Annotated in this window: 21 protein-coding genes and 2 tRNA genes; 5 read left to right on the top strand and 18 right to left on the bottom strand. The window is 51.4% G+C overall.

The genetic code is table 11. The annotated features are described in order from the left end of the window. Positions 1–36: 36 nt before the first annotated feature. From ACLTX1_RS05110 to ACLTX1_RS05040, 15 genes are all read right to left on the bottom strand, one after another. Positions 37–513: an LURP-one-related/scramblase family protein gene (locus ACLTX1_RS05110; protein WP_343284379.1), complete on the bottom strand. Its 477-nt coding sequence runs from the start codon at positions 511–513 to the stop codon at positions 37–39. Between the two features lie 10 nt (positions 514–523). Further along, entirely contained in the window at positions 524–691 is a 168-nt protein-coding gene (locus ACLTX1_RS05105; RefSeq protein WP_176820918.1) for a hypothetical protein, read from the bottom strand. A 649-nt stretch (positions 692–1,340) separates the two neighbouring features. Next, positions 1,341–2,573 carry a hypothetical protein gene (locus tag ACLTX1_RS05100; protein WP_412330560.1) on the bottom strand — a complete coding sequence of 411 codons (1,233 nt, stop codon included), beginning with the start codon at positions 2,571–2,573 and terminating at the stop codon, positions 1,341–1,343. Positions 2,574–2,584: 11 nt separating this feature from the next. After that, a complete protein-coding gene (locus ACLTX1_RS05095) occupies positions 2,585–3,376 on the bottom strand; it encodes a TPM domain-containing protein (protein ID WP_412330559.1) in 792 nt (263 codons plus the stop codon). A gap of 13 nt (positions 3,377–3,389) precedes the next feature. After that, positions 3,390–4,550, bottom strand: a complete 1,161-nt coding sequence (locus ACLTX1_RS05090) for a hypothetical protein (RefSeq protein ID WP_308448329.1) — start codon at positions 4,548–4,550, stop codon at positions 3,390–3,392. A 98-nt stretch (positions 4,551–4,648) separates the two neighbouring features. Continuing rightward, complete coding sequence (locus ACLTX1_RS05085; protein WP_308448330.1) at positions 4,649–5,503, bottom strand: hypothetical protein; 855 nt, start codon at positions 5,501–5,503, stop codon at positions 4,649–4,651. 66 nt (positions 5,504–5,569) lie between these two features. Beyond that, a complete protein-coding gene (locus tag ACLTX1_RS05080) occupies positions 5,570–7,423 on the bottom strand; it encodes a DUF5067 domain-containing protein (RefSeq protein WP_308448331.1) in 1,854 nt (617 codons plus the stop codon). A gap of 104 nt (positions 7,424–7,527) precedes the next feature. After that, complete coding sequence (locus tag ACLTX1_RS05075) at positions 7,528–8,184, bottom strand: TM2 domain-containing protein (protein ID WP_316518943.1); 657 nt, start codon at positions 8,182–8,184, stop codon at positions 7,528–7,530. A gap of 58 nt (positions 8,185–8,242) precedes the next feature. Beyond that, a complete protein-coding gene (locus ACLTX1_RS05070; RefSeq protein WP_308448333.1) occupies positions 8,243–8,572 on the bottom strand; it encodes a DUF5640 domain-containing protein in 330 nt (109 codons plus the stop codon). Positions 8,573–8,612: 40 nt separating this feature from the next. Beyond that, complete coding sequence (locus ACLTX1_RS05065; protein ID WP_412330558.1) at positions 8,613–9,383, bottom strand: DUF4428 domain-containing protein; 771 nt, start codon at positions 9,381–9,383, stop codon at positions 8,613–8,615. Between the two features lie 43 nt (positions 9,384–9,426). Next, positions 9,427–9,834: a hypothetical protein gene (locus ACLTX1_RS05060; protein ID WP_412330557.1), complete on the bottom strand. Its 408-nt coding sequence runs from the start codon at positions 9,832–9,834 to the stop codon at positions 9,427–9,429. 14 nt (positions 9,835–9,848) lie between these two features. Further along, positions 9,849–10,508, bottom strand: a complete 660-nt coding sequence (locus ACLTX1_RS05055) for a hypothetical protein (RefSeq protein ID WP_412330556.1) — start codon at positions 10,506–10,508, stop codon at positions 9,849–9,851. Next, entirely contained in the window at positions 10,505–11,923 is a 1,419-nt protein-coding gene (locus ACLTX1_RS05050; protein ID WP_412330555.1) for an SPFH domain-containing protein, read from the bottom strand. The genes ACLTX1_RS05055 and ACLTX1_RS05050 overlap by 4 nt, the downstream gene beginning before the upstream one ends. Before the next feature lie 25 nt (positions 11,924–11,948). Beyond that, positions 11,949–12,443, bottom strand: a complete 495-nt coding sequence (locus ACLTX1_RS05045) for a DUF6935 domain-containing protein (RefSeq protein WP_412330554.1) — start codon at positions 12,441–12,443, stop codon at positions 11,949–11,951. 455 nt (positions 12,444–12,898) lie between these two features. Then, entirely contained in the window at positions 12,899–13,168 is a 270-nt protein-coding gene (locus tag ACLTX1_RS05040; protein WP_412330553.1) for a hypothetical protein, read from the bottom strand. A gap of 69 nt (positions 13,169–13,237) precedes the next feature. On the opposite strand from ACLTX1_RS05040, the gene ACLTX1_RS05035 reads away from it, so the two are divergent. After that, the gene (locus ACLTX1_RS05035) at positions 13,238–13,582 is read left to right on the top strand and encodes a hypothetical protein (protein ID WP_412330552.1); all 345 of its coding nucleotides are present in this window, start codon (positions 13,238–13,240) and stop codon (positions 13,580–13,582) included. Between the two features lie 485 nt (positions 13,583–14,067). On the opposite strand, the gene ACLTX1_RS05030 is transcribed toward ACLTX1_RS05035, so the two are convergent. Next, positions 14,068–14,451: a hypothetical protein gene (locus ACLTX1_RS05030; protein ID WP_176821169.1), complete on the bottom strand. Its 384-nt coding sequence runs from the start codon at positions 14,449–14,451 to the stop codon at positions 14,068–14,070. Between the two features lie 263 nt (positions 14,452–14,714). On the opposite strand from ACLTX1_RS05030, the gene ACLTX1_RS05025 reads away from it, so the two are divergent. From ACLTX1_RS05025 to ACLTX1_RS05015, 3 genes are read left to right on the top strand one after another with little or no spacing between them, the layout of a single operon-like run. Beyond that, a complete protein-coding gene (locus ACLTX1_RS05025; RefSeq protein ID WP_412330551.1) occupies positions 14,715–16,325 on the top strand; it encodes a hypothetical protein in 1,611 nt (536 codons plus the stop codon). A gap of 6 nt (positions 16,326–16,331) precedes the next feature. Beyond that, positions 16,332–17,300: a hypothetical protein gene (locus ACLTX1_RS05020; protein WP_308448340.1), complete on the top strand. Its 969-nt coding sequence runs from the start codon at positions 16,332–16,334 to the stop codon at positions 17,298–17,300. Further along, positions 17,281–17,907 carry a response regulator transcription factor gene (locus ACLTX1_RS05015; RefSeq protein ID WP_308448341.1) on the top strand — a complete coding sequence of 209 codons (627 nt, stop codon included), beginning with the start codon at positions 17,281–17,283 and terminating at the stop codon, positions 17,905–17,907. The genes ACLTX1_RS05020 and ACLTX1_RS05015 overlap by 20 nt, the downstream gene beginning before the upstream one ends. A 171-nt stretch (positions 17,908–18,078) precedes the next feature. On the opposite strand, the gene ACLTX1_RS05010 is transcribed toward ACLTX1_RS05015, so the two are convergent. Both ACLTX1_RS05010 and ACLTX1_RS05005 read right to left on the bottom strand, forming a co-directional pair. Continuing rightward, positions 18,079–18,168: transfer RNA gene (locus ACLTX1_RS05010), tRNA-Ser, on the bottom strand. A 23-nt stretch (positions 18,169–18,191) separates the two neighbouring features. After that, positions 18,192–18,280: transfer RNA gene (locus ACLTX1_RS05005), tRNA-Ser, on the bottom strand. A gap of 244 nt (positions 18,281–18,524) precedes the next feature. Between ACLTX1_RS05005 and ACLTX1_RS05000 the strand changes: the two genes are divergently transcribed. Then, positions 18,525–19,052, top strand: a complete 528-nt coding sequence (locus tag ACLTX1_RS05000; RefSeq protein ID WP_412330550.1) for a DUF1836 domain-containing protein — start codon at positions 18,525–18,527, stop codon at positions 19,050–19,052. Positions 19,053–19,126: the final 74 nt, after the last annotated feature.

Below are 19,126 nucleotides of genomic sequence, written 5' to 3'. Positions count from 1 at the left end.
CTTGAGCGGAGGTCTTTTCTGTACAGAAAATAGCGTTTAGCCGTTATTTCGGCTGCACTTTTCGGCGTCGATTGCAAGCACAATCATCAAAACGCACAGTGCGTCTGCGGGGTCGTATATGTTCAAAAGGTACGTGTCCGTCCAGTTGAACAGCTCTTTGGAGATGCTTGCCACATCGTGACCGCTTCCGGAAACAACGGTATAATCCCACTCCAAAACGTTGCCCTCCACATGCCAGCCGTTGCATTCTACGTTGTATTTCGGCTTAAAAAGTGCAAATTCGCGGCTGATGCAACCGACATATTGGTTTTTAAAATACATTTCGAATTTCGGCATGAACGTGAAGATGCGTTCTTTTACCGTGCCGACCTCTTCGCCGTAAGCGTCAAAAATTTTCAGGCAGTGTCCCCAGGAGAGCTGCCCTTTGACGACATACACCGTGTTGCCGTTCTCATCGTAAATATCGTAGCTGTCGAACCATGAAAAAAAGCGCTGTTTAAACCGTAAAATCATAAAAAATCCTCTACTTCTTGCCACTGTTTTCAATCGTATAGATCACACAGACGAACCCTGCGATGACCGCGAGCAGTATGGAGCCGCTTAACCCGTCGTTCATGGCAGCGCCGAGGAATAGCCCGACTATGGCGGCCAAGATGATTACAACGGCGGAACCGATTGTTTTCATGTTCACGACAAAATCTCCTCCACGTACTTCTTTAAGTCGATTGTACCACGCTGCGTGTCGGTTTGCAATAGACTTCTGCAAAGGTAAAAGAAAAGAATACGTTAAAATCGGGTTAAAAACATGAAAAATATCCACATTTTTTCGAATTTTCTATTGACATTTCCTTTGCGGTTTTATATAATTCAATTGTAAATCTGTCAAGCGCCCCGCGGTCACCCATCCTTCGGCCCGGGGTGCTATTTTTCTGAAAATAAAAAAGGCGCAGAGCCCGCTCGGAAATCCCGGCAGCCCTGCGCCTTTTGCAGCTCGGTCTTCCCGGCTTCTTCCGCCTCGTCAAACTTCGCCGCTTTCGCTTTCAGCGCTTCATAGCACGGACATAAAGCAGAAAATATTTGAAAAACATCGTTTATTGATACATTAGCCCCGGCATTTTGACTTTATCTCTTCTGACCTTCGTATTCCAAGAAGACCGCTCTTTAAAACTCCGAAATGCGGCAGCGGCGATCTCCGAGGGAAGCTGTGTCTTGAGCGGTAGCTTACATTGATACTGTGAGCCGAATAGGTTATTGCCCCGGACATGGACTTGGACGGTAGATTGCTACCAAACAAAATTTGTGAATGCAAATCTCAAAGCAGTTTGCTTCCTGCATGCTTTCTATCCTGCGGCCTGTGTCAGCACACATGCTGTTGTGCTTTGCGACATGAACGGCAGGCAAATGCCGCTCTCACCTGCGCCGACCAGCAGTTCCGTGCCGCTCGGGCTGATCAGGAGAGGATACTTCTCACACAGATACACCGGGCCGTCCGTGACACCGTAGCTGTTACCGCCCACAAGCGACAAGCTGAGCGTCACATAGCTCGGCCCGTCCGGAATCGTTTGAATCGCCCAGATGCCGCTCCACATCTCCTCAATGTCGTCGCTGTCTTCGTATGTCCACTCTAGATCAACTGTACCCCCCGTCTCATCCTCGAGATAGAAGCGCAGCGAGAAATAGGCATAGCGGCCGGTTTCCTCTACCATGGTTTCTGTGATCCAGCCCATGCCTGTACTCTGCGATCCGGCAAGGCCAAGCGCGGTCATGCCTGCCCAGCCGTCAGAAAGCCAATCGGAAAATTCGGATGGGATGTCATACCAGGCATATTCCGTAAAATCGAACGAAAGATAGTCACCGGCTTCCGATGTACACGGTGCAAGATGGCTCGTCGCATCAAGCGAGGGATACCATTCGCAGGTGTTCCCGCTGTTGTCGGTGATAAAGACCTGGGTGTCGGCCTCATGCGCAATGCCGTCAAGATTCGCAAAGAGCAGCACCGGTTCGCCGCTCTCTGACCGGTAGAGAACCTCTGTGACCTCATCGGTCTGTGTTTTTTCGTTCCACTGCACACGGTTGATTGCAACCGTCGCGTTCTCGTCGACCGGCACAATGCAGTACAGATGCCCCGCGCCGCCGATGATGTGCTCATCGTTGATCTCTGCGATAAAGGGGTATTCGAGGAGCATTGCCTCATTGGTTTCCTGCAACCACGCAGGGAAACCCGCCTCGAAACCCTCATCAAACAGACCGCCGACATAGCCGAGATACGCCGCACCAAACATTGTCGTCGGAAAATCAATCCTGTCGCGCAACCATCCAAGCGATGTCTCTGCCTCCTGTGAAAACGCGCATTGCACCGGCGGCGTGTCTACGGTCGTATCCTGTGATACAAAATCGTTCCCGTTGCTCTGTAATACAGCTTCCTCCTGTTGGCTTTCCGGAGTTTTTTTGTGGGCAGTATTTATTTTGGGTTCGTCAGGCTCCGTTTGCGTCTTCTGTGTACAGGCGCAGAGCGACAATAACAGAACCAGTGCCAGCAATAGCGCGAACATGCATCTGGGTGTTGTTTTCATAGCCACTCCTTTCAGAATTTTCCGCTTCGGCCGGAACCGCCTCCGCCGGATTCGCTTTGGCTGCTTCCGCCGCCGGAAGAGCTGCGCTCAATTTTCCGGCTGGAGGTCGTCTTATGGGTAAAATGATCTGTTTGCTCTGTAAGCTGAAGTCCCGCGGAAACATAGGCGTTAGCGGTTGCTTTTTTTGATACATTTTCCATTTTCTGCCATATCACAGCGACGATCACGGCTGCTGCCAGTAGGGAAAGACCGATCACGATAAGGATCGGAAAAAACAAACTCGCTCGAACCGGCTTTCCTGAGGCTGCTTTTTCCAGATAGACGCTGCATTCTTTGATGTAATCCTCAAAGCCGCCGTACCAGTCATTTTCACCGAAGTTATCGAGGAATACCTTTTCCAGTTTCTGCTGACCATAGCTGTTGAACGCATACTCGCAGCGTGAGCCATAGCAGAACATCGCCCAGTCGCGATCATCCATGCTGAGCAGGAGCATGATCCCGTCGCGGTCCGGTCCTTCGCCCATCGTGTATTCGTGATAGATGGTATAGGTTGCCTTATAAACACCTTCAGAATGGAAGTCACGATAATCCTCCACGGTTACGATATATACACCGATGCCGTATTTTTGGGAGACGGTTTCCGTCATCTTTTCCAGCATCATATTTTCGTTTTCGCTGAGAAGTCCGGCCTCATCCGTCACATAATAAAGCTGTGCACCTGTCTGCTCGGTTGCGGATACATTCACGCAGAATACAAGTGCGATTATAAACGTCAGCAGGAGACAGCGTATTCTCTCTTTCATTTTTCCGCCCTCCCTAGTGTGCCAAAAGCAGCAGCGCAGTCACGCCGATGGCGCTGAGTGACGCCGCGATTGCTGCAAACAAACCGACAACCCGCTTCGTGCTGACAGGAAGGTTGCCTACCAACTTACCTGTCTGACCATTCATGGCAAAAAGGAAATCTTTTCCTTCCCACTTTGTATTCAAGATCCAGACGGGAAGCAACGCGTAATGCACTTTGCCGCGCTTCAAACAGATGTCTCGGCTCGTTTCATTGCAGGTGGTGTAATTCGAAACCGTGCTTTCCAGCGCAGACACCAGCGAACCCGCGCAGCGCTTGTCTGCCCGCTCCCGGCTGTTTTCAACGCTCACATCATATTTGTCTGCCAAAAATCCGGGCAGATACGCCGTGGAAAACGGCTTTAAGTCTGTATAGTCATACGGTTCGATGGAATCCATGTAGTCGTCCGGCATTTTGCTTGACGCGTCCACCGGGATTTTCTCAAAGCCAATAGAACCGGCGCGGCGCACATCGTAGTGGCTTGTCTCCGTGATTTCATAATCTCCCGAGGTGTATTTATGTACAGTGGTAGCATGGAACTGCACGCTTCCGCTGGCCGCACCGTCATACATCCAGAAGGGTACATACACGCCTTTGACCTCCTCAAGATGATTGGACTTGGAGAACGTTGACGGCAACAGCGGCTTTTTGCGATAGTGTTTCTTCAGCGCCTTGATGGCATCTTCCTTGCTCAGCTTAAAGGGAAGCACAAAATCAGGTTTCAAAACGCCGGCGAACTGACCCGGAAGCACCGACGGATTTCCGCAGTATGGGCAGGACGTAGCCGCAGTTGTCGCGTCGCAGAGCAGCTCCGCACCGCACGACGGGCAGCTGTAAGCCTTCATGTCAGCCGCGTCCGCGCCCCAATCCTCGTTCAGGCCGGAAGTGTCCCAGTCAGAGCCGCCTGCGGCGGTCTTTTGTTTTTCCGCTTCGGCAGATTTTTGAGCCGCTTCTGTTTCTTCCTGCTTCTGCGCTGCTTCCGCTGCTTTTGTTTCTTTTTCCGCGTAGAGCGCTTCAATTTCTGCGACATCGAAGCTTGAGCCGCAGTAATCGCACTCCAGCCTGCCGGATTCTCCTACAAAATGGAGTGGTCCCGTGCAGGCGGGACATTGATAATTTGTGATTTGTGTTGCCATCTAAGTTCCTCACTTCCCAGTTGGCGTTACAGCCCGCAAGCGCAGTCCGTAGTGCCGAACACAGTTATAACCGCATTTTCCGGATGTGTCCCACAAACTCACTGTTTGTGATAAATTGCATCCGTGTCCTTTATGACGTTTTCTTCCGAATCGTACAAGATGCGCATATCAGCCGCTGTATGGTCACTGTTGACAAGTATAATGGTAATCAGCTTTTCAGCCTTTTCTGTAATTTCGTCGTAAACGCAGTCTGCATCGCAAACAAAGTCAAAGCTCTTCGTCCGGAACGCGGACTCGGCAAAAATGCTCCAGCTGTACCATTCTTGTGTCTCGTTGTTCCACCACATAGTACAACAGTTCATACCGCTTTTGTCCTCATTTGCGACAAACTCATATTTTTGCAGGCCGTCCTCCGTAATCCACGTGCCTTCCAGCAACGCAAAGACCTCCTGTGCTTCCTTTTGGCTTTCGGCTTTTCTGTCAGCTTCCGCTTGCAGCTCGGCCGCACTGTAATACGCTTCGCGGTCTCCCGTTTCGCTCCAGCCTTCATCGTACCAAAACACGTCTGCCAGCCATGCAAACTGCGGGGAGTCCAGATAACGCAGACGATAGATGATATCGTGCGCCCTGTCCTCGATTGTCAGCCCGCTGATCTTTTCGGCAAAATCCGCCTGAACGGTCAGAACACCGTTTCGGAACGTATAGTCAAACTGATCGCCCAAATCTTCAAAATTCGTGTCGTAGCAGCGGATGGGATTGTCTTTGAACTGTACGCCGCGATAATAGAGTCTCATCGTCCCTTGGCTGTAAATGGTTTTTGTAATGTGGAAATCGTCAAAAAGGACCGATGTTTCCGGGTACGGATAGGTGCATCCGTCGACCTGACCGCAGGAGGTCAGACCGAGCAGGCTCATACCCAGACCTGCTGCGATGAGGAGCGCTTTGAACTTCACCGCATTACCTCCGTTTTTCGCGAATAACCGGATTCTCCCGCTCCAAATTGGAGCGGGAGCCGTTTTTTATTGGAACGTCATATTGTTGAGAATGATATCCGGCATCGTTCCCGGTACACAGTCCATATCCCGAAGGCCGATGGAAAGGGCACGGCCGTCGTCAAGCTGCGCGATATACTGGATCCAATCATAGCCGATTCTTTTGTAGGTGCGGCCATGGAAGGTGATGCCGCCGATCACGCGGTCCTCGATATCCTTGTAGTTTTCGAAGCTGTCCTTGTAGGAATCAAATTTTTCAATGTTCTCCCTCACCTCAAACTGGATGGCGCCCGCACCAAACGCTGTGGGATCGTCGTTTTCCACCAGGCAGCGCCCACTATCATCGAACGACCAGCCGGATACCGGGATCTTCGTCATGATCTTGACCTTAACATCGTCTTTTGCAAACTGGGCGATTTCCACGGAGAAGTCCTTCATCTCGGCGTTTGCGGATGCTGCCTTGTTCGCCTCGGCGGCCTCCGCTTTGACGATGTCAAGATACTTCGCAATGGCCTCGTTGCCGGAGAAGCCGCTGGTGTTGTACGCACTCACCGTATAAACGCCCGGAGTCTTTTCACGGAAGTTAACGTAGATGAAATGCGAGCTGTCTTCGCTCGAAATCCACTTGTAGTAGCGGTAGTTCGACTGCATGTGGTCGCTGTACTCTTCCTTGACAAACTCGCCTTCTACACCGAAGTAGGCAACAATATCCTCGTAAGTAGCATCAAAAATATTATTATTGACCTCGTTCATCCAAACGTAGCCCTTTTGCACCTGCTCCTCAGTCACGATGCCGTTTCCGCCGGGAGCTGCCGCATTCGTCTGGTTGGTCGGAGCATTCCCCTCCGAAACACCTTCTCCGATAGCATCCGGCATAGACTTGCCTGCGTCAATCAGCGGCAGATACCAATCGGTATACCGATAGGGATACGCATCTTCCTCCATGTCTTTCCAATAAAGGCCCCACGGGCGCAGATAGATGTCATAGTGGAATTCGTCATCGCCGTCTTCATAGTCGCCGCTGATCCAGATCATATCATCGTAGTCCAAAAGACCGGGGTCAACGATCCAATCGGCATGCTCCAGTGTTACGTTTGTAAACCAGCCACCTTCGGACATCACCGTACCGTGCTCGCCGGTTCCGGCTTCGCTCAGACTGACCTGCGCGGAAGCCATAGGTTTGGATCTCGTGTAGTCCTCATCCCAAAGCTCAATTGTGCCTGTGTAGTCCTTGTCGAAATCAATGACGCCGCAGACATCCCACCAGTCGCCTTCCATGCTTTCATAATCGCCGTAGCAACCGCTCATCTTCCACCAGCCGTACCATTCGCCGTTCCACCAATCGAGCAATGTGTCTCCGGTCGTACCGGTGGTCTCCGGTTTCGTATCGGAGACCGTTTCCCGGCTGAGCGTAGCCGGGTCAACGGTGATTGTACCTTTTTTGCTGCCGAGAAATTCCTCAAAGGTCGCTTTGACTTCACTGGTCGTGTCTTTTAGCACGAAGGCTGTCCGCACTTCCAGCGTTGCACCCGGCGCAACATCCGTAAACTGATCGCTCACTACGGTTTCAAGGTTCTCATAGTCCGTGATAATAGATGCAGCTTCCAGCTCTACACCGTTTTGCATAACCGTCTCATCGACACTCCAGAGATATGAGGCGTTTTCCTTGCTGTTGTTTGTGAAGTCCAGTGTCAGAACGATTGCGTCGTTTCCGTCCGAATCTTCCATGATGCATGCGCCCTTGTAGAGCAGCTCATAGTCACCGAGCTTGATTAAATTGGAGTCTTTCCCCTCCTTATCCTTTCCGCAGGCGGTGAGGCCGCTGAGCAGCATCAGTGCCGCAAGAATCAGGCATAGAAGCTTGGTCTTCGTCTGTTTCATAATTTCCTCCCAATATCCTTCAGGGTTGCACAAATCTGCCAATTAGCAGAAAACAACGTATAATCCCGGCAAAAAGCAGCCGTGCCTACCTGAGACATTTTTTCTTATTTCTTTTCGCGCCGGATAAGGTTTCCGTCCTTGTCGGTAAACTTACCGCAGAGAATCTTGATAAAGTCGACAAGGTATCCGATGCCGAACAGACCGGCCGTCAGCGTGTAGAGAATGCCTGTGCCAATCTTACCGACATAGTAGCGGTGGACGCCAAGACCGCCAAGGAAGAAGCAAAGCAAGAATGTGGTCATCCAGTCCTTCGTTTCGACCGGAACCTCCGGCGCAACATAGTCCTCTACTGCCTCACCGTTCAAAATCTTCTTCACGGTTTCCGTTACGGTGTCAATATAGGCGCCACGCTCCGTTGCAAGACCGACCGTCGCACCCTTGAGGCCCTTGCGCAGTGCGCTGTTCTTATCAACGCGCATACCGCCAACCGACATCTTGGCCTCCGTAATGACCGGCTGAATCCGAATGTGTGTGCCATCCTTGAGGTAAAGCCAGAGGCCAACGTCCACATTTGGTTCTTTCTCAAACGAGATGCGCTGTCCGGGAACGCCGCCTTTGATCTGGAATGGCATCTGGAACGCTGCTCTGCGCGCATTGAGTTTCTGCATGATTTCTTCCAGTGTGGTAGAATAAGGAAGATCAAATTCACGGGGACTGGTAGCGAATGCAACGTCTTTCATGCTGCCTGTAAGGTTATTCATCGTTTTTTCTCCTTTCTAAAAGGTCAGAGGCGGATAGTGTTAACGGTAAGCTACACGGCTATTTTTTCGTAAAGGTGCCGCTGATGCCGTAGCCGGAATTCTCATTCATGGTAAGGCTGTTTCCATCTACGGAGAATGTATAAGTAGATGGATCACTCCATGCCTCCAGTGTCACCGTAAGCTGATCACCTTCAATGGTGTACGTACCGTCCTGTTTCATATAAGCATTTTCCATGGTGCATTTGCCGCTTCCGTTGAATGTCCATGTGATCGTACCGTCTGCGCCAAGTTCGGCGGACCATGTTCCGGCTAACGCATCCTTGCTACCACAGGCAGAAAGTGTTAAAAGCGTAACCACAATCAGAAGCAATGCTACAAACTTTTTCATTATTTTGTCCTTCTTTCTTTCATTATCATTTGATGGATATTTATCCTCTTACCGCGCCACCGCAATATTCACAACAACCGTTCACGTCCGGTGTGGTCGTTGCGCCGCAGTAGGGACAGGTGACTGCCGTTTTGGGTGCGGCCTCCTGTTCAATCTGCTGGCGCACATCCTTGCGGACCTGCGTCAGAACCTGCCGGATTTCCTCGCCGAGCTTTTTGCAATTGCGGTACTCAACGTTAGTCTCCGGATTGCATCGGGTCGTCATTCCCGGTCGCATTGCGGGAGGCGGTGTAATATCTACGGAATCGGAATTGATCTTGAAGCGTATTTCGTCAAAGTAATCGTTGTTGACGAATATGGTGATGTAGAAATCATAGGAGTATTCATACCGCGGGGGATTGTAGCTAATCTCCCTACCCTCCTTATCCTCACGCTTAAGCTCCGTGCGGCTCTCGTCAATGTCGAGATTACAGCCGGTCACGTCTGCAAAATCCAAAACATCCGGGTTGGCTTCCACGAGATTTCTGGCACGTGTCACCATGAATTTTCCCGCGTCCTCGTCAAGAAGCACCTTGGTGTCCGCGCCGAGCGTTCTGGTTGTGTGGAATGTCGCGACCTTTTTCTGGTTTTCTTCCCTGTAATCAAGCTGTGCCTTGATTTCCGCAACAGTGCTGTTGCGTCGATCCGAGAACCAAGGGGAAAGCTTTTGGGCGCAGTTTTTGCAGAGATTGCCGTTTTCAAGCTTGCGGTTGCCAAGTAACCCTATTTTTTCTCCGCAAATATCGCAATATTTTTTATCAAACAGTCCCATATATGTATCAAACTCCTTTGTGTATGCTACTTGAATTATACGGTTACTGCGTGTCTGCCTTGGAATTGAGTACCGCACCGTAGATATACAAGGCCGGAATAGCTATTCCTGTCAGGACGCTTATGACATTAAACTCGCCGCCATTGACCAGACTCATCACAATGCTCAATACGCTGAATACGGCCACAATCACGCCCCACACGATGAGCTTACCTGCTTTTTCGCTGCGCTTACTGTGCTTAATGCCTTTGATTCCGGCAATCATCTGGCAAATTCCTCCGACCAGCGTCAGGAACAGCGCCGCCCAATATGGAAATGTCAGACCGGATTCCGCACCGAGTCCTGCCGCCAATACACCCAGTCCACCGACAAGAACACCCGCAATGATGGAAAATACTGCGGCAATGATCATCAGAATTCCGGTAACCTTCAAAAATTTATGCCCTTTCATGGTAAATCCTCCTGTTACAATAAATCGTATGGTTTGTTTTTATTCTTTCGCAGGGCGTTTGGCCCCACATTCTGCGCAAAATGTACGACTGCCGTTTGGCATACCTCGCATTCCTCCGTTTCAAGGTTTGACGTGGCATAAGCTTCTTCGGCAATACTCAGTACCAAGGTCTCCAGCGCTTCTGCATGGCTACCGCTGAGCTTTTGAATCTCGTTCCCGTCATCGGTGCGCCAAATGACCCGGATTTTGCTGTCGGTCTCGTCCTGGACATTTGGAGACGGCTTTCGGTACGCGGGCAGATCCGACTCTGCCAGCATATTCTGAAGTTCAAACCATTGCACCCACGTAAGCTGCCAAGGGATTGGGTTGGAAAACGCATCCGTTTCGCTTTCTCTCATCTCGTCGCCGGATCGGTCCGGAAACCGGCCGGTCAGCAGAGGCATATCCTTCTCCCGGTAGAATTTCAGTGAAAAGCAGCTGTAAAAATTCCTGTGGTTCTGTCGCCACTCAAATTCCACCAGATCTTTTCCTGCTCTGTATGTATCCGGGTTTTCCATCCTACCTCCATCTTGAATCCGGTTATCGACAAAATACCGATACAGTGATACGCCCGCCAGTGCGATAAACACAACCGCCGACACGATGGTCAGAGCGATTATGGATGCTTTTTTCACTTCAAATCCCCGTCGTCAAACGGATCGCCACATTCCGGGCAGAACTTGGGCGGGTGTGTCGGGTCAGCCGGCTCCCAGCCGCATTTGTCGCATTTGTACTGCGGAACACCGGCCGGTTTCGGTTTGCCGCATTCAGCGCAAAACTTTCCTTTGTTCACCGCACCGCAGCTACACGTCCAGCCGTTTGCCTGCGATTCCGGCTTTTTGGTGCCGCATTCCGGGCAGAATTTTCCGGTTGCTGTCGCGCCGCACTGCGGGCATTTCCAGCTTTCGGCAGCAGGCTTTGGTTCCGGCTTTTTACTGCCACAGTTCGGGCAGAATTTTCCGGTAATACCGCTCTGTCCACACGAACAGTTCCATCCTTCAGCAGCTGCCGGAGCCGGAGCAGGCTGCGCTGCTTGCTGCTGTGCGCCCATCTGATAGAGATTCTGCGCGTTCATGCCGCCCGCCTGACCTGCCATGTTCATGCCCATAAACGCCATTGCAGGGCCTGCACTCTGATTCGACGCCGCAGATTGCATCGCGGAAGCCTGTGCACCGACAAGATAGGCTGCCGCTCTCGTCGGATCCATAAACGCCGCATTACGCTGCAGTTCCTTAATCATCTGCTCATCCTCTTCGCTCGCCTTGACCGACGAAACGCCAAAGGAAACGATCTCAAGTCCACGCAGGTAGCGCCATTTTCCGGATAAAACTTCATTCAATGCCTCGGCCAGTTCCATTGTATGACCGGGTAGCGCGGAATAGCGGATTCCCATGTCGGAAATCTTCGCAAACGCGGGCTGAAGCGCCGTCAAAAGCTCGGTTTTCAGCTGACCGTCCAGACGGTCGCGGGTATAGTCTTCACTGACGTTGCCGCATACGTTCGTGTAGAACAGAATCGGATCACTGATTCGGTAACTGTACTCGCCGAAGCAACGAATGGCGATGTCAATGTCAATGCCCGCGCGCTGGTCGACAACGCGGAACGGCACCGGGGAGGGTGTGCCGTACTTATTGCCGATGAGCTCTTTCGTGTTAAAATAGTAGACACGCTGATCTTTGGGCGGTTCTCCGCCGAAAGTAAAGCGTTTGCCGATGTTCTTGAACGTGTCTAAGATGCTGGTTCCCAACTCACCGGAGAAAATCGTCGGCTCCGTCGAGCTGTCATAGACAAACTCACCCGGAACGGCGCAAAGTTCCGCAACCTTGCCCTGATCAACAATGATCATACACTGTCCGTCCGCCACCGCAACGACGGAACCGTTCGAGATGATGTTTTCGCTTCCCTTTGTGTTGCTGCTGCGTCCGGAAACGCGCCGCTGTCCCTTGACCGCCATAACGTTTTCCGGAATTGATTCACAGTAAAAATACTCTTTCCATTGGTCGGCCATTACGCCGCCGGCCGCACCCAATGCTGCTTTAATGAGTCCCATTGTCTATACTCCCTTTCTTTACTTACTATGCCCACGGGTCTTCCGCCGCGGGAATACGGATACCGCTGAGAATACTGGAATATTCCCAGAGGAACCATTCGCCGGTCGAAGCCTTCTGCCGCAATTTCATGGGACGCGGTGAATCCGCGCCGGACGTTTTAAGGAACACGCGCATATAGCCCGGCTCTATATCCTGAGGTCTGGGGTCTGCCAGCACGTTCAGTGTGTATGGCACGCACGGCTGATACCCGTTTCCCGGCGTTGCGCCTTCAAAATATGCAAGCGGCAGATAGGCCTTGCCGCGCAGTCGGTCGCGCAGAAACTGACAGTCATACGGTGTCATGGGCTTAGGACCGCGCAGAAGGTTCATCGCAGCAACGCCTGCATCTTTGTCCCTGTCAAACAGCGCCAATGCACACAGAAACAGTGCGCAGATATGTTCCGGCTGCCGCCCTTTAGCGGCAAGAATTTCAAATTCCTGCAAATTTTCCGGAATTTTCTGAATTACAACCTGCAACATAACCACTCCTTTCTAAAATATATCAATCACACCTGTGGAATATATCGGTAATCCCAATGTGTAGATCAAATTATCAATCTGCCAATCTTTCACGAACTGTCGCTCATTGGCGGGACGCGCTGTACGATGAGCTAATCTCTTCACTGTCCGGAAAGAATATCCGTTAAACCTGTCTTTTTTTCTTTCTCCAAACGAGTAGAAAAACGACGGCAGCAACAATCAAAAGCGTTGGCACAAGTGTGAATACAAGGATTTTTCCCACGGAGAAGCTGTACTCTGTCGCCTGCACATTGTTCTTTTCTTGCTTTTGAGGAACATCTTTACCGACAGCGTTCTCACCAAATCCGCTCTTTTCGCCCCTATCTCCATTCTTTCCGTCGCTATCCTCTGTCCCCGAAATTGATGCGCCGGGTGAAGCCGTAGGCGAAATACCCGGCGAGGCCGAGGCAGCTGCATTAGGCGACGCCGTGGGCGAGGCTGTGGCGGATGTGTGTGGTGAAGCCGTAGGCGTAACCTTTGGCGTAGGCGTAACCTTTGGCGTAGGCGTAACCTTCGGCGTAGGCGTAACCTTTGGCGTAGGCGTAACCTTCGGTGTAGCTGTGGCGGATGTGCGTGGTGGAGCCGTAGGCGCCGGAGTCGGTGTTGTGCTCGGAGCCGCTGTCGTTCCCGGTTTGAGCTTGGGAATTGGATTTGTGCGTATCGTGCCGCACATATTGCACATCCATTGCATAACTCCCTCTTGGCTTGTTGTCGGTTGTGCGACCACTTTCCCGGCGTCCCAATTGTGATCCGTCTTGGCAATCGGTTTTGTCTCCGTTACACTGCATTGCGTACACTCCCGCTTTTGGATGCCGGTCTCCATGCAGGTAGGCTGCGTCGTGGTGAACCACGCGCCGAATTTATGTCCCGTCTTGGGGATCCCGCGGCTCTCCGTCGCACCGCAGGTTGCGCACTCCCGCTTCTGCATGCCTTCCTCCGTGCAGGTGGCCTGCGTCGTGGTAAACCACGCGCCGAAGCTGTGCCCCTTGGCGGGCGTCGTGGTGGTCCCCCCATCCGCGCCGCAGTCGTCGCAGACAAATTCGGTATATCCCGGCGTGGTGCATGTAGCAAATACTCGCTTCCAGACGACCCAGAAGTGACCCGTGGCAGGTTCTGTGGAGCGCCCCTGGCTCGCAGGGCAATTCCGGCAGTAGGTGTAGTATTCTCCTGCCGTGGTGCAGGTAGGCTCTTTTGTATAGTACTTATACCAGCTGTGGCCCGTTGCCGGCGCGAGCTCTGGATACCACTTGTTGCATGTACTGCAATAGGCTCGCTTCTCGCCGGCTTTTGTGCAGGTGGGCTCTTTGCCCGGAACGATCTCCCACGGCCCGAATTCGTGGGGCACGATGTCGCCGATGGAAAAGGCGCAGCTCCACCTGCAGACGGTACATTCCAGTACGTAGTATCCTCCCTCCAGGCAGGTTGGCTTTTTCTCCTCGGTCTGTATAACGTTTTCATGGTGTTCCGGATTATTGTCGTCCGGCGAGCACGCAAGCGCGGTAATCGCGGACAGCGCCGCCATGAACGCAAATACCAGGAATATCAGAATCCATCGCAGTAGTTTTTTCATTTCTCACCCATCCTTTCAAAGCGTGTCGATTACGCCCGCGAGGTAAGTCGGCGATACCGATGCATAAATAAAGTTATCAACCAGCTGATCCTTTACCGCCTGCCGCACTTCGGAGGCAAGCAGTTTATCCGCGTCCTCATCCACCAAAAGCAGAACCTTACACGTCCAACCGAGTTGCTTTACGGCACTGCAGATCTTGAGTCTCTCACTCAGCTTCCAGATTCCCTGTCGGATGACCTCCATCACCAACACATTGGCACGGCAGGTCCGGCACAACGCCAGCGTTTCTTCCGGCTTTGAAGAACGGTAGATAAGGAAATCCGGGTCGCATCCCGAAAGTGATTGCATGACCGCCTCCGACAGAAGTCCGCCCTTCATATCCAATACAATTCTTCGCATCTGTGCTTTTCCACCGCCTTTCTCTTCCTTTGAATCCTTCATCTATATTTTAGCCGTTATCTTCCATTTCCGCCCCCGCCAATTGGATAGGATTTGTAATTATTTTCCGTTGCAAAGCCAAATTTTGTCACAGTTCTCTGTATAAAGAGGACAAAACGTGTTGCCATTTGTCTATCCGCATGATATACTATCCATATAAATATACTGATTTTTTGGGGGCATGCGGCATGAGCAAAACGACGAAAAGAAGCCTTTTGTACGCCTTGGGCTTGCTGGTGCTCATTGCGTTTGCCATGTGGCTCCGATATGCAAGCCGGAATTATTTTCATTCTCCGGCTGTCAACTACTTGCGAAGCGCAATCTATTTGCTTTTGTTCAGCGTGTGGTGCTACTCTCTTTGGACGCGCATCGTACAGGTGCAGGTGCGGCACTACATGCTGGCGATTTCGGCGCTGATGGTGCTGTGGATTCTGCTGCGCTCAATCAAGTTTTCCATTGATAACACGGATGCAGAACGCCTGCTGTGGTATTTCTATTATTTTCCGATGCTGTTCATCCCCATGCTGTCGGTCTTCGTTTCCCAGTCTCTGGGCAAGGGAGAGGATTTTCGTCTGCCGCGATGGACAAAGCTTCTGTATCTTCCGACATTGCTGCTGCTTTTGCTCGTTCTGACCAATGATCTGCATCAGCAGGTATTTTCTTTCCCGTCCGGCATTTTATCGGACCGGGAGTATCGGTATGAGGTCGGTTTTTTCTTCGTGCTGGGCTGGGAGACTCTGTGCGCAGGGTTTGCGTTTCTTTCGATGGTGAAAAACTGTCGTATCCCACATAGCAGGAGAATTCGCTGGTTACCGCTGGTTCCGTTTGCGCTTTCGCTGGCATATGCTTATATGTATGCCAAAAATGTCTATTGGGTCTGGGTGCTCGCGGGCGATATGACCGTGTCACAGTGCCTGATTTTTGCAAGCATCCTTGAATGCTGCATTCAAAGCGGACTGATTCATTCCAATCTCGGATACGATGAGCTCTTTGAAGCGACGAGCCTGCCTGTTCAGATTACTGATCAAGCGTTTTGCTCCAAATATGTATCTGCCGCCATGCAGGGGACTTTGCCGCAAAGTAAGCTAAGGCATATACAGCAGGATACCGTCTATCTGGATGACGATACACTTTTGAAACGGCATAAGTTGCGCCGCGGCTGGGTATTCTGGAAGGAGGACATCTCAGCGCTGAGTCAGGTTCAAAAGAAACTGGAATTGACACGAGATGAGTTGCATGACACCGGCGACGTTTTGGCGGCGGAGAATGCACAGCATGCAAGATGGTTGAAGCTGACGGAGCAAAATCGCTTGTATGATATGATGGAGGCGCAGATTGATCGGCAGATCGCGATGCTGTGGGATCTGCTGGCTGAATTGCAGAAAACGGAGGACCAAAACCGGGCCAGGCGTTTGCTCGGGCAGGTCATCATTATCGGAACCTACATCAAACGCAGAAGCAACCTGATTTTTGTCGGCGCACAGCGCGGTGCGATCAGTGTGCAGGAGCTTCGGTTATGCCTCAATGAATCTTCCGAGAATATCTGTGTTTATGGCGCCGACTGTAAGGCAATTGTCAAGGGAGAAGACCAGCTTACCCTCGAACAGGCGACGCAGATCTACGACCTGTTCGAGGCCGTCGTGGAAACGGAACTGGAATCCCTTCGTGCAATGCTGATCTCCATAGATGTCGGTGCGCAGGTAGAAGTGTCTTTTTGTGTTTCAGCGGCAGAGCCGCTCTGCGGGCTGCGCGCGCATTTTCAAGGTTTGGAATGGGAGCAGGATGAGGACGGGCTGCAATATGTGACGCGGAAGCTGGAAAGATCGAGGAGGTAAAGGCGCATGGATAGGATCAAGGAAAGTTTTGACAGTCTCCCCATCGCGGCCTGCTTTTTCGATAAAAACGGCGTGGTGCGGCTCATCAACCGCCGGATGCTTGCCATTACGAACTGGCTGCAAAAAGGCGGTATACAGTCGCTGGCAGAGATGCAAAGCGCCCTGCAGGCACCGCCGGCAAGTGTGTGCTGTCTGGATCCGCACCTTTGGATTTACCGCTTTCCGGACGGAACAGCGCTGCGCTTTGCGCAGGAGCAGATCACAACAAAAGCAGGTGCCCGATATACACAAATCACTGCCGCAGACGTTACGGAGCTGATTCAGAAGCAGAACCAGCTAAAAGCGGAAAATGCGAAGCTGGAGAAAACAAACAAGCGGCTTAGGCGGCTGCTTGCGCAGATGCCGGAGATCATCCGGGAAGAAGAAACGCTGGCCATGAAGCTGCGTGTGCACGATGACATTGGACACAGCATCCTCGCGACGCGGCGCGTGCTGCTCCAAAACACAGACCAGAAGGAAATTCGTGCAACCGCAGCGTTGTGGGAGCAGTCCATTTCAGTGCTTTACCGCTCCAGTCAGATGAGAGCGCAATCCGAACCGTTGGAAGCCGCAAAAGAACGAGCGGAAAAGCTTGGCGTCAGAGTTCTGCTGGCAGGAGATGAGCCGCGAACGCAGCGTATGCGCGCACTGATTGCACTGGCAATCAGCGAATGTGCATCGAACTGTGTCCGTCACGCCGACGGAACAGAGCTGTATGTGTGCTTTTGGCAAAAGCCGGATTGCATAGCGGTCTCCCTAACCAACAACGGTGCGGCACCAAAGGGAAAAATCACAGAAGGCGGAGGCCTTTCTATGCTGCGTCAACGCATAGAAGAATCCGGCGGCAAAATGGAGATTCAGAGCGTCCCTCGCTTTAAGCTGATGCTCAGTTTGCAGGAAAAGGAGGAAGCAGCATATGAAGGTGATGATCGTTGAAGACCAGACCATGATTCGCAGTCTGTTGGAAAGCTATTTTCGCGCCGAGGACGGATACCGGATCACGGCGTCCATTCCGGGCGCGAAACAAGCAGTCGAGATGTGCAGGACAAATTCTGTCGATCTGATTTTGATGGATGTGCAGACAGAGAACCGTGAGAACGGGTTGATTGCTGTTCGCCAGATTAAAGCTATACAGCCGAAGAGTAAAATTATTGTTGTGACTTCGCTGATCGACGGCGCCGTTCTGGATGAGGCAAAGAAGGCCGGGGCCGACAGCCTGTGGTACAAGGACTCGACGCAGAAGCGCTTGATGGATGTCGTCCGGCAAACACTGGAGGGTGAACATATTTTTCCGGACGCACCTCCGACAGTTGAGATCGGCATGGCAAAAAGCACGGAATTTACAAAGACGGAACTGAAGGTTCTGCGGCATCTGCTGCGGGGCTTGTCTTACACGCGCATCGCGGCAGAAATGGGCTGCGAGATGTCGACGGTCAAATTCCATGTGTCAAATATGCTGCAAAAAACCGGGCTGGAAAACAAGCTTCAGCTTGCGCTGGCCGTCAGCGACGTCAAGTTGATTGCCGATCTGGCGGAAGAATGATGGGATTTGATTTTCTGCTTGTACAGCCACGCAAAAAACACGAACCCCGCCGCAGAATTGCTCTGCAGCGGGGTTCGCTTATGTGCTGAAACGGTCGAAAATCCTTGTTTTAAGCGGTTTTCGGGCATAGAAAAAGTCCACCGTAATTCTATCAAAATTACGGTGGACTTTTGGCGGAGAAGATGGGATTTGAACCCATGCGCCGGTTACCCGACCTACTCCCTTAGCAGGGGAGCCCCTTCACCACTTGGGTACTTCTCCATGGTGAATATAAAAGAAAAATGTGGCGGAGAGGAAGAGATTCGAACTCTTGGTCCCTTACGAGATCACTAGTTTTCAAGACTAGCTCCTTAAACCACTCGGACACCTCTCCATTTCAGAACAAGTGGTATTATAACACACAAAACACAATTTGTCAAGCATATTTCTTTTTGTGCATTTTACAGAGCCGACTTGACTGTTATTAATTATACAAAAACTGAGTAGGTTTGTCAAGCCCATAATGGGATTTTGACCGTTTTTTTCCAAAAACAATAAAACAGCCAAAGAAAAGCGCTTGCAATGCGAAAAAAAATGCCGTATACTGTTTATGAAAAACAAAAGGAGTCGTTGTGAAAATGAGCAAAGTTGAATTTGATTGCGGTAAATGGCTGCAGGAAGCCGAAGAATTTGCGCTGCCGAATTGGAGCGCCCTACCCTCTATTCCCCTTTATATGGATCAGGTGATGATGTTTACAGGTGAAGCGCTGTCTCTTTTTGAACGCGATGAAAAGCAGAGTTTATTGACGAACAGTATGATCAATAATTACGTGAAAAGCGGCGTTGTGGATCATCCCGTGCACAAAAAGTACAGCAAGGAGCATCTTTCTAAGCTGATGATGGTGGGCTTGCTGAAGCAGGTGCTTTCCATTCAGGATATTGCCGTGCTGTTTTCCGGCGATGAAGACGCGGAGCAGCTTTATAAAGATTTTGCGGCGGCGCAGAGCGGCGCTTTGCACGAGACGGCAGCGGGCGTGCACCCGGAAAGTGACGCAGCGGCCTTGCGTGCAGCGGCGTTGAAGCTTGCAGCGGAAGCTACGGCGCGACAAGCGGTTGCCCAGCGCATTTTAATGGCGCTGTCCGACAAAAAGAAAGCCAAGAAATAATCAAATTTGTAACGGACAAAAGCCTGCATGGCGCATAGAATATTCTATTCGAAAAAAGGATGGGATATGATGTG

Source organism: Hominenteromicrobium sp., assembly GCF_046974225.1.
GTDB lineage: Bacteria > Bacillota > Clostridia > Oscillospirales > Acutalibacteraceae > Hominenteromicrobium > Hominenteromicrobium mulieris.
This window is presented reverse-complemented; position numbering and strand designations above follow the sequence as displayed.

Bases quoted from the DNA above. Each gene is read 5' to 3' on its own strand.
- ACLTX1_RS05110 (WP_343284379.1), bottom strand. From the start codon at position 513: ATGATTTTACGGTTTAAACAGCGCTTTTTTTCATGGTTCGACAGCTAC.
- ACLTX1_RS05100 (WP_412330560.1), bottom strand. From the start codon at position 2,573: ATGAAAACAACACCCAGATGCATGTTCGCGCTATTGCTGGCACTGGTT.
- ACLTX1_RS05095 (WP_412330559.1), bottom strand. From the start codon at position 3,376: ATGAAAGAGAGAATACGCTGTCTCCTGCTGACGTTTATAATCGCACTT.
- ACLTX1_RS05090 (WP_308448329.1), bottom strand. From the start codon at position 4,550: ATGGCAACACAAATCACAAATTATCAATGTCCCGCCTGCACGGGACCA.
- ACLTX1_RS05080 (WP_308448331.1), bottom strand. From the start codon at position 7,423: ATGAAACAGACGAAGACCAAGCTTCTATGCCTGATTCTTGCGGCACTG.
- ACLTX1_RS05075 (WP_316518943.1), bottom strand. From the start codon at position 8,184: ATGAATAACCTTACAGGCAGCATGAAAGACGTTGCATTCGCTACCAGT.
- ACLTX1_RS05070 (WP_308448333.1), bottom strand. From the start codon at position 8,572: ATGAAAAAGTTTGTAGCATTGCTTCTGATTGTGGTTACGCTTTTAACA.
- ACLTX1_RS05065 (WP_412330558.1), bottom strand. From the start codon at position 9,383: ATGGGACTGTTTGATAAAAAATATTGCGATATTTGCGGAGAAAAAATA.
- ACLTX1_RS05060 (WP_412330557.1), bottom strand. From the start codon at position 9,834: ATGAAAGGGCATAAATTTTTGAAGGTTACCGGAATTCTGATGATCATT.
- ACLTX1_RS05050 (WP_412330555.1), bottom strand. From the start codon at position 11,923: ATGGGACTCATTAAAGCAGCATTGGGTGCGGCCGGCGGCGTAATGGCC.
- ACLTX1_RS05045 (WP_412330554.1), bottom strand. From the start codon at position 12,443: ATGTTGCAGGTTGTAATTCAGAAAATTCCGGAAAATTTGCAGGAATTT.
- ACLTX1_RS05040 (WP_412330553.1), bottom strand. From the start codon at position 13,168: ATGGATGTGCAATATGTGCGGCACGATACGCACAAATCCAATTCCCAA.
- ACLTX1_RS05030 (WP_176821169.1), bottom strand. From the start codon at position 14,451: ATGCGAAGAATTGTATTGGATATGAAGGGCGGACTTCTGTCGGAGGCG.
- ACLTX1_RS05020 (WP_308448340.1), top strand. From the start codon at position 16,332: ATGGATAGGATCAAGGAAAGTTTTGACAGTCTCCCCATCGCGGCCTGC.
- ACLTX1_RS05015 (WP_308448341.1), top strand. From the start codon at position 17,281: ATGAAGGTGATGATCGTTGAAGACCAGACCATGATTCGCAGTCTGTTG.
- ACLTX1_RS05000 (WP_412330550.1), top strand. From the start codon at position 18,525: ATGAGCAAAGTTGAATTTGATTGCGGTAAATGGCTGCAGGAAGCCGAA.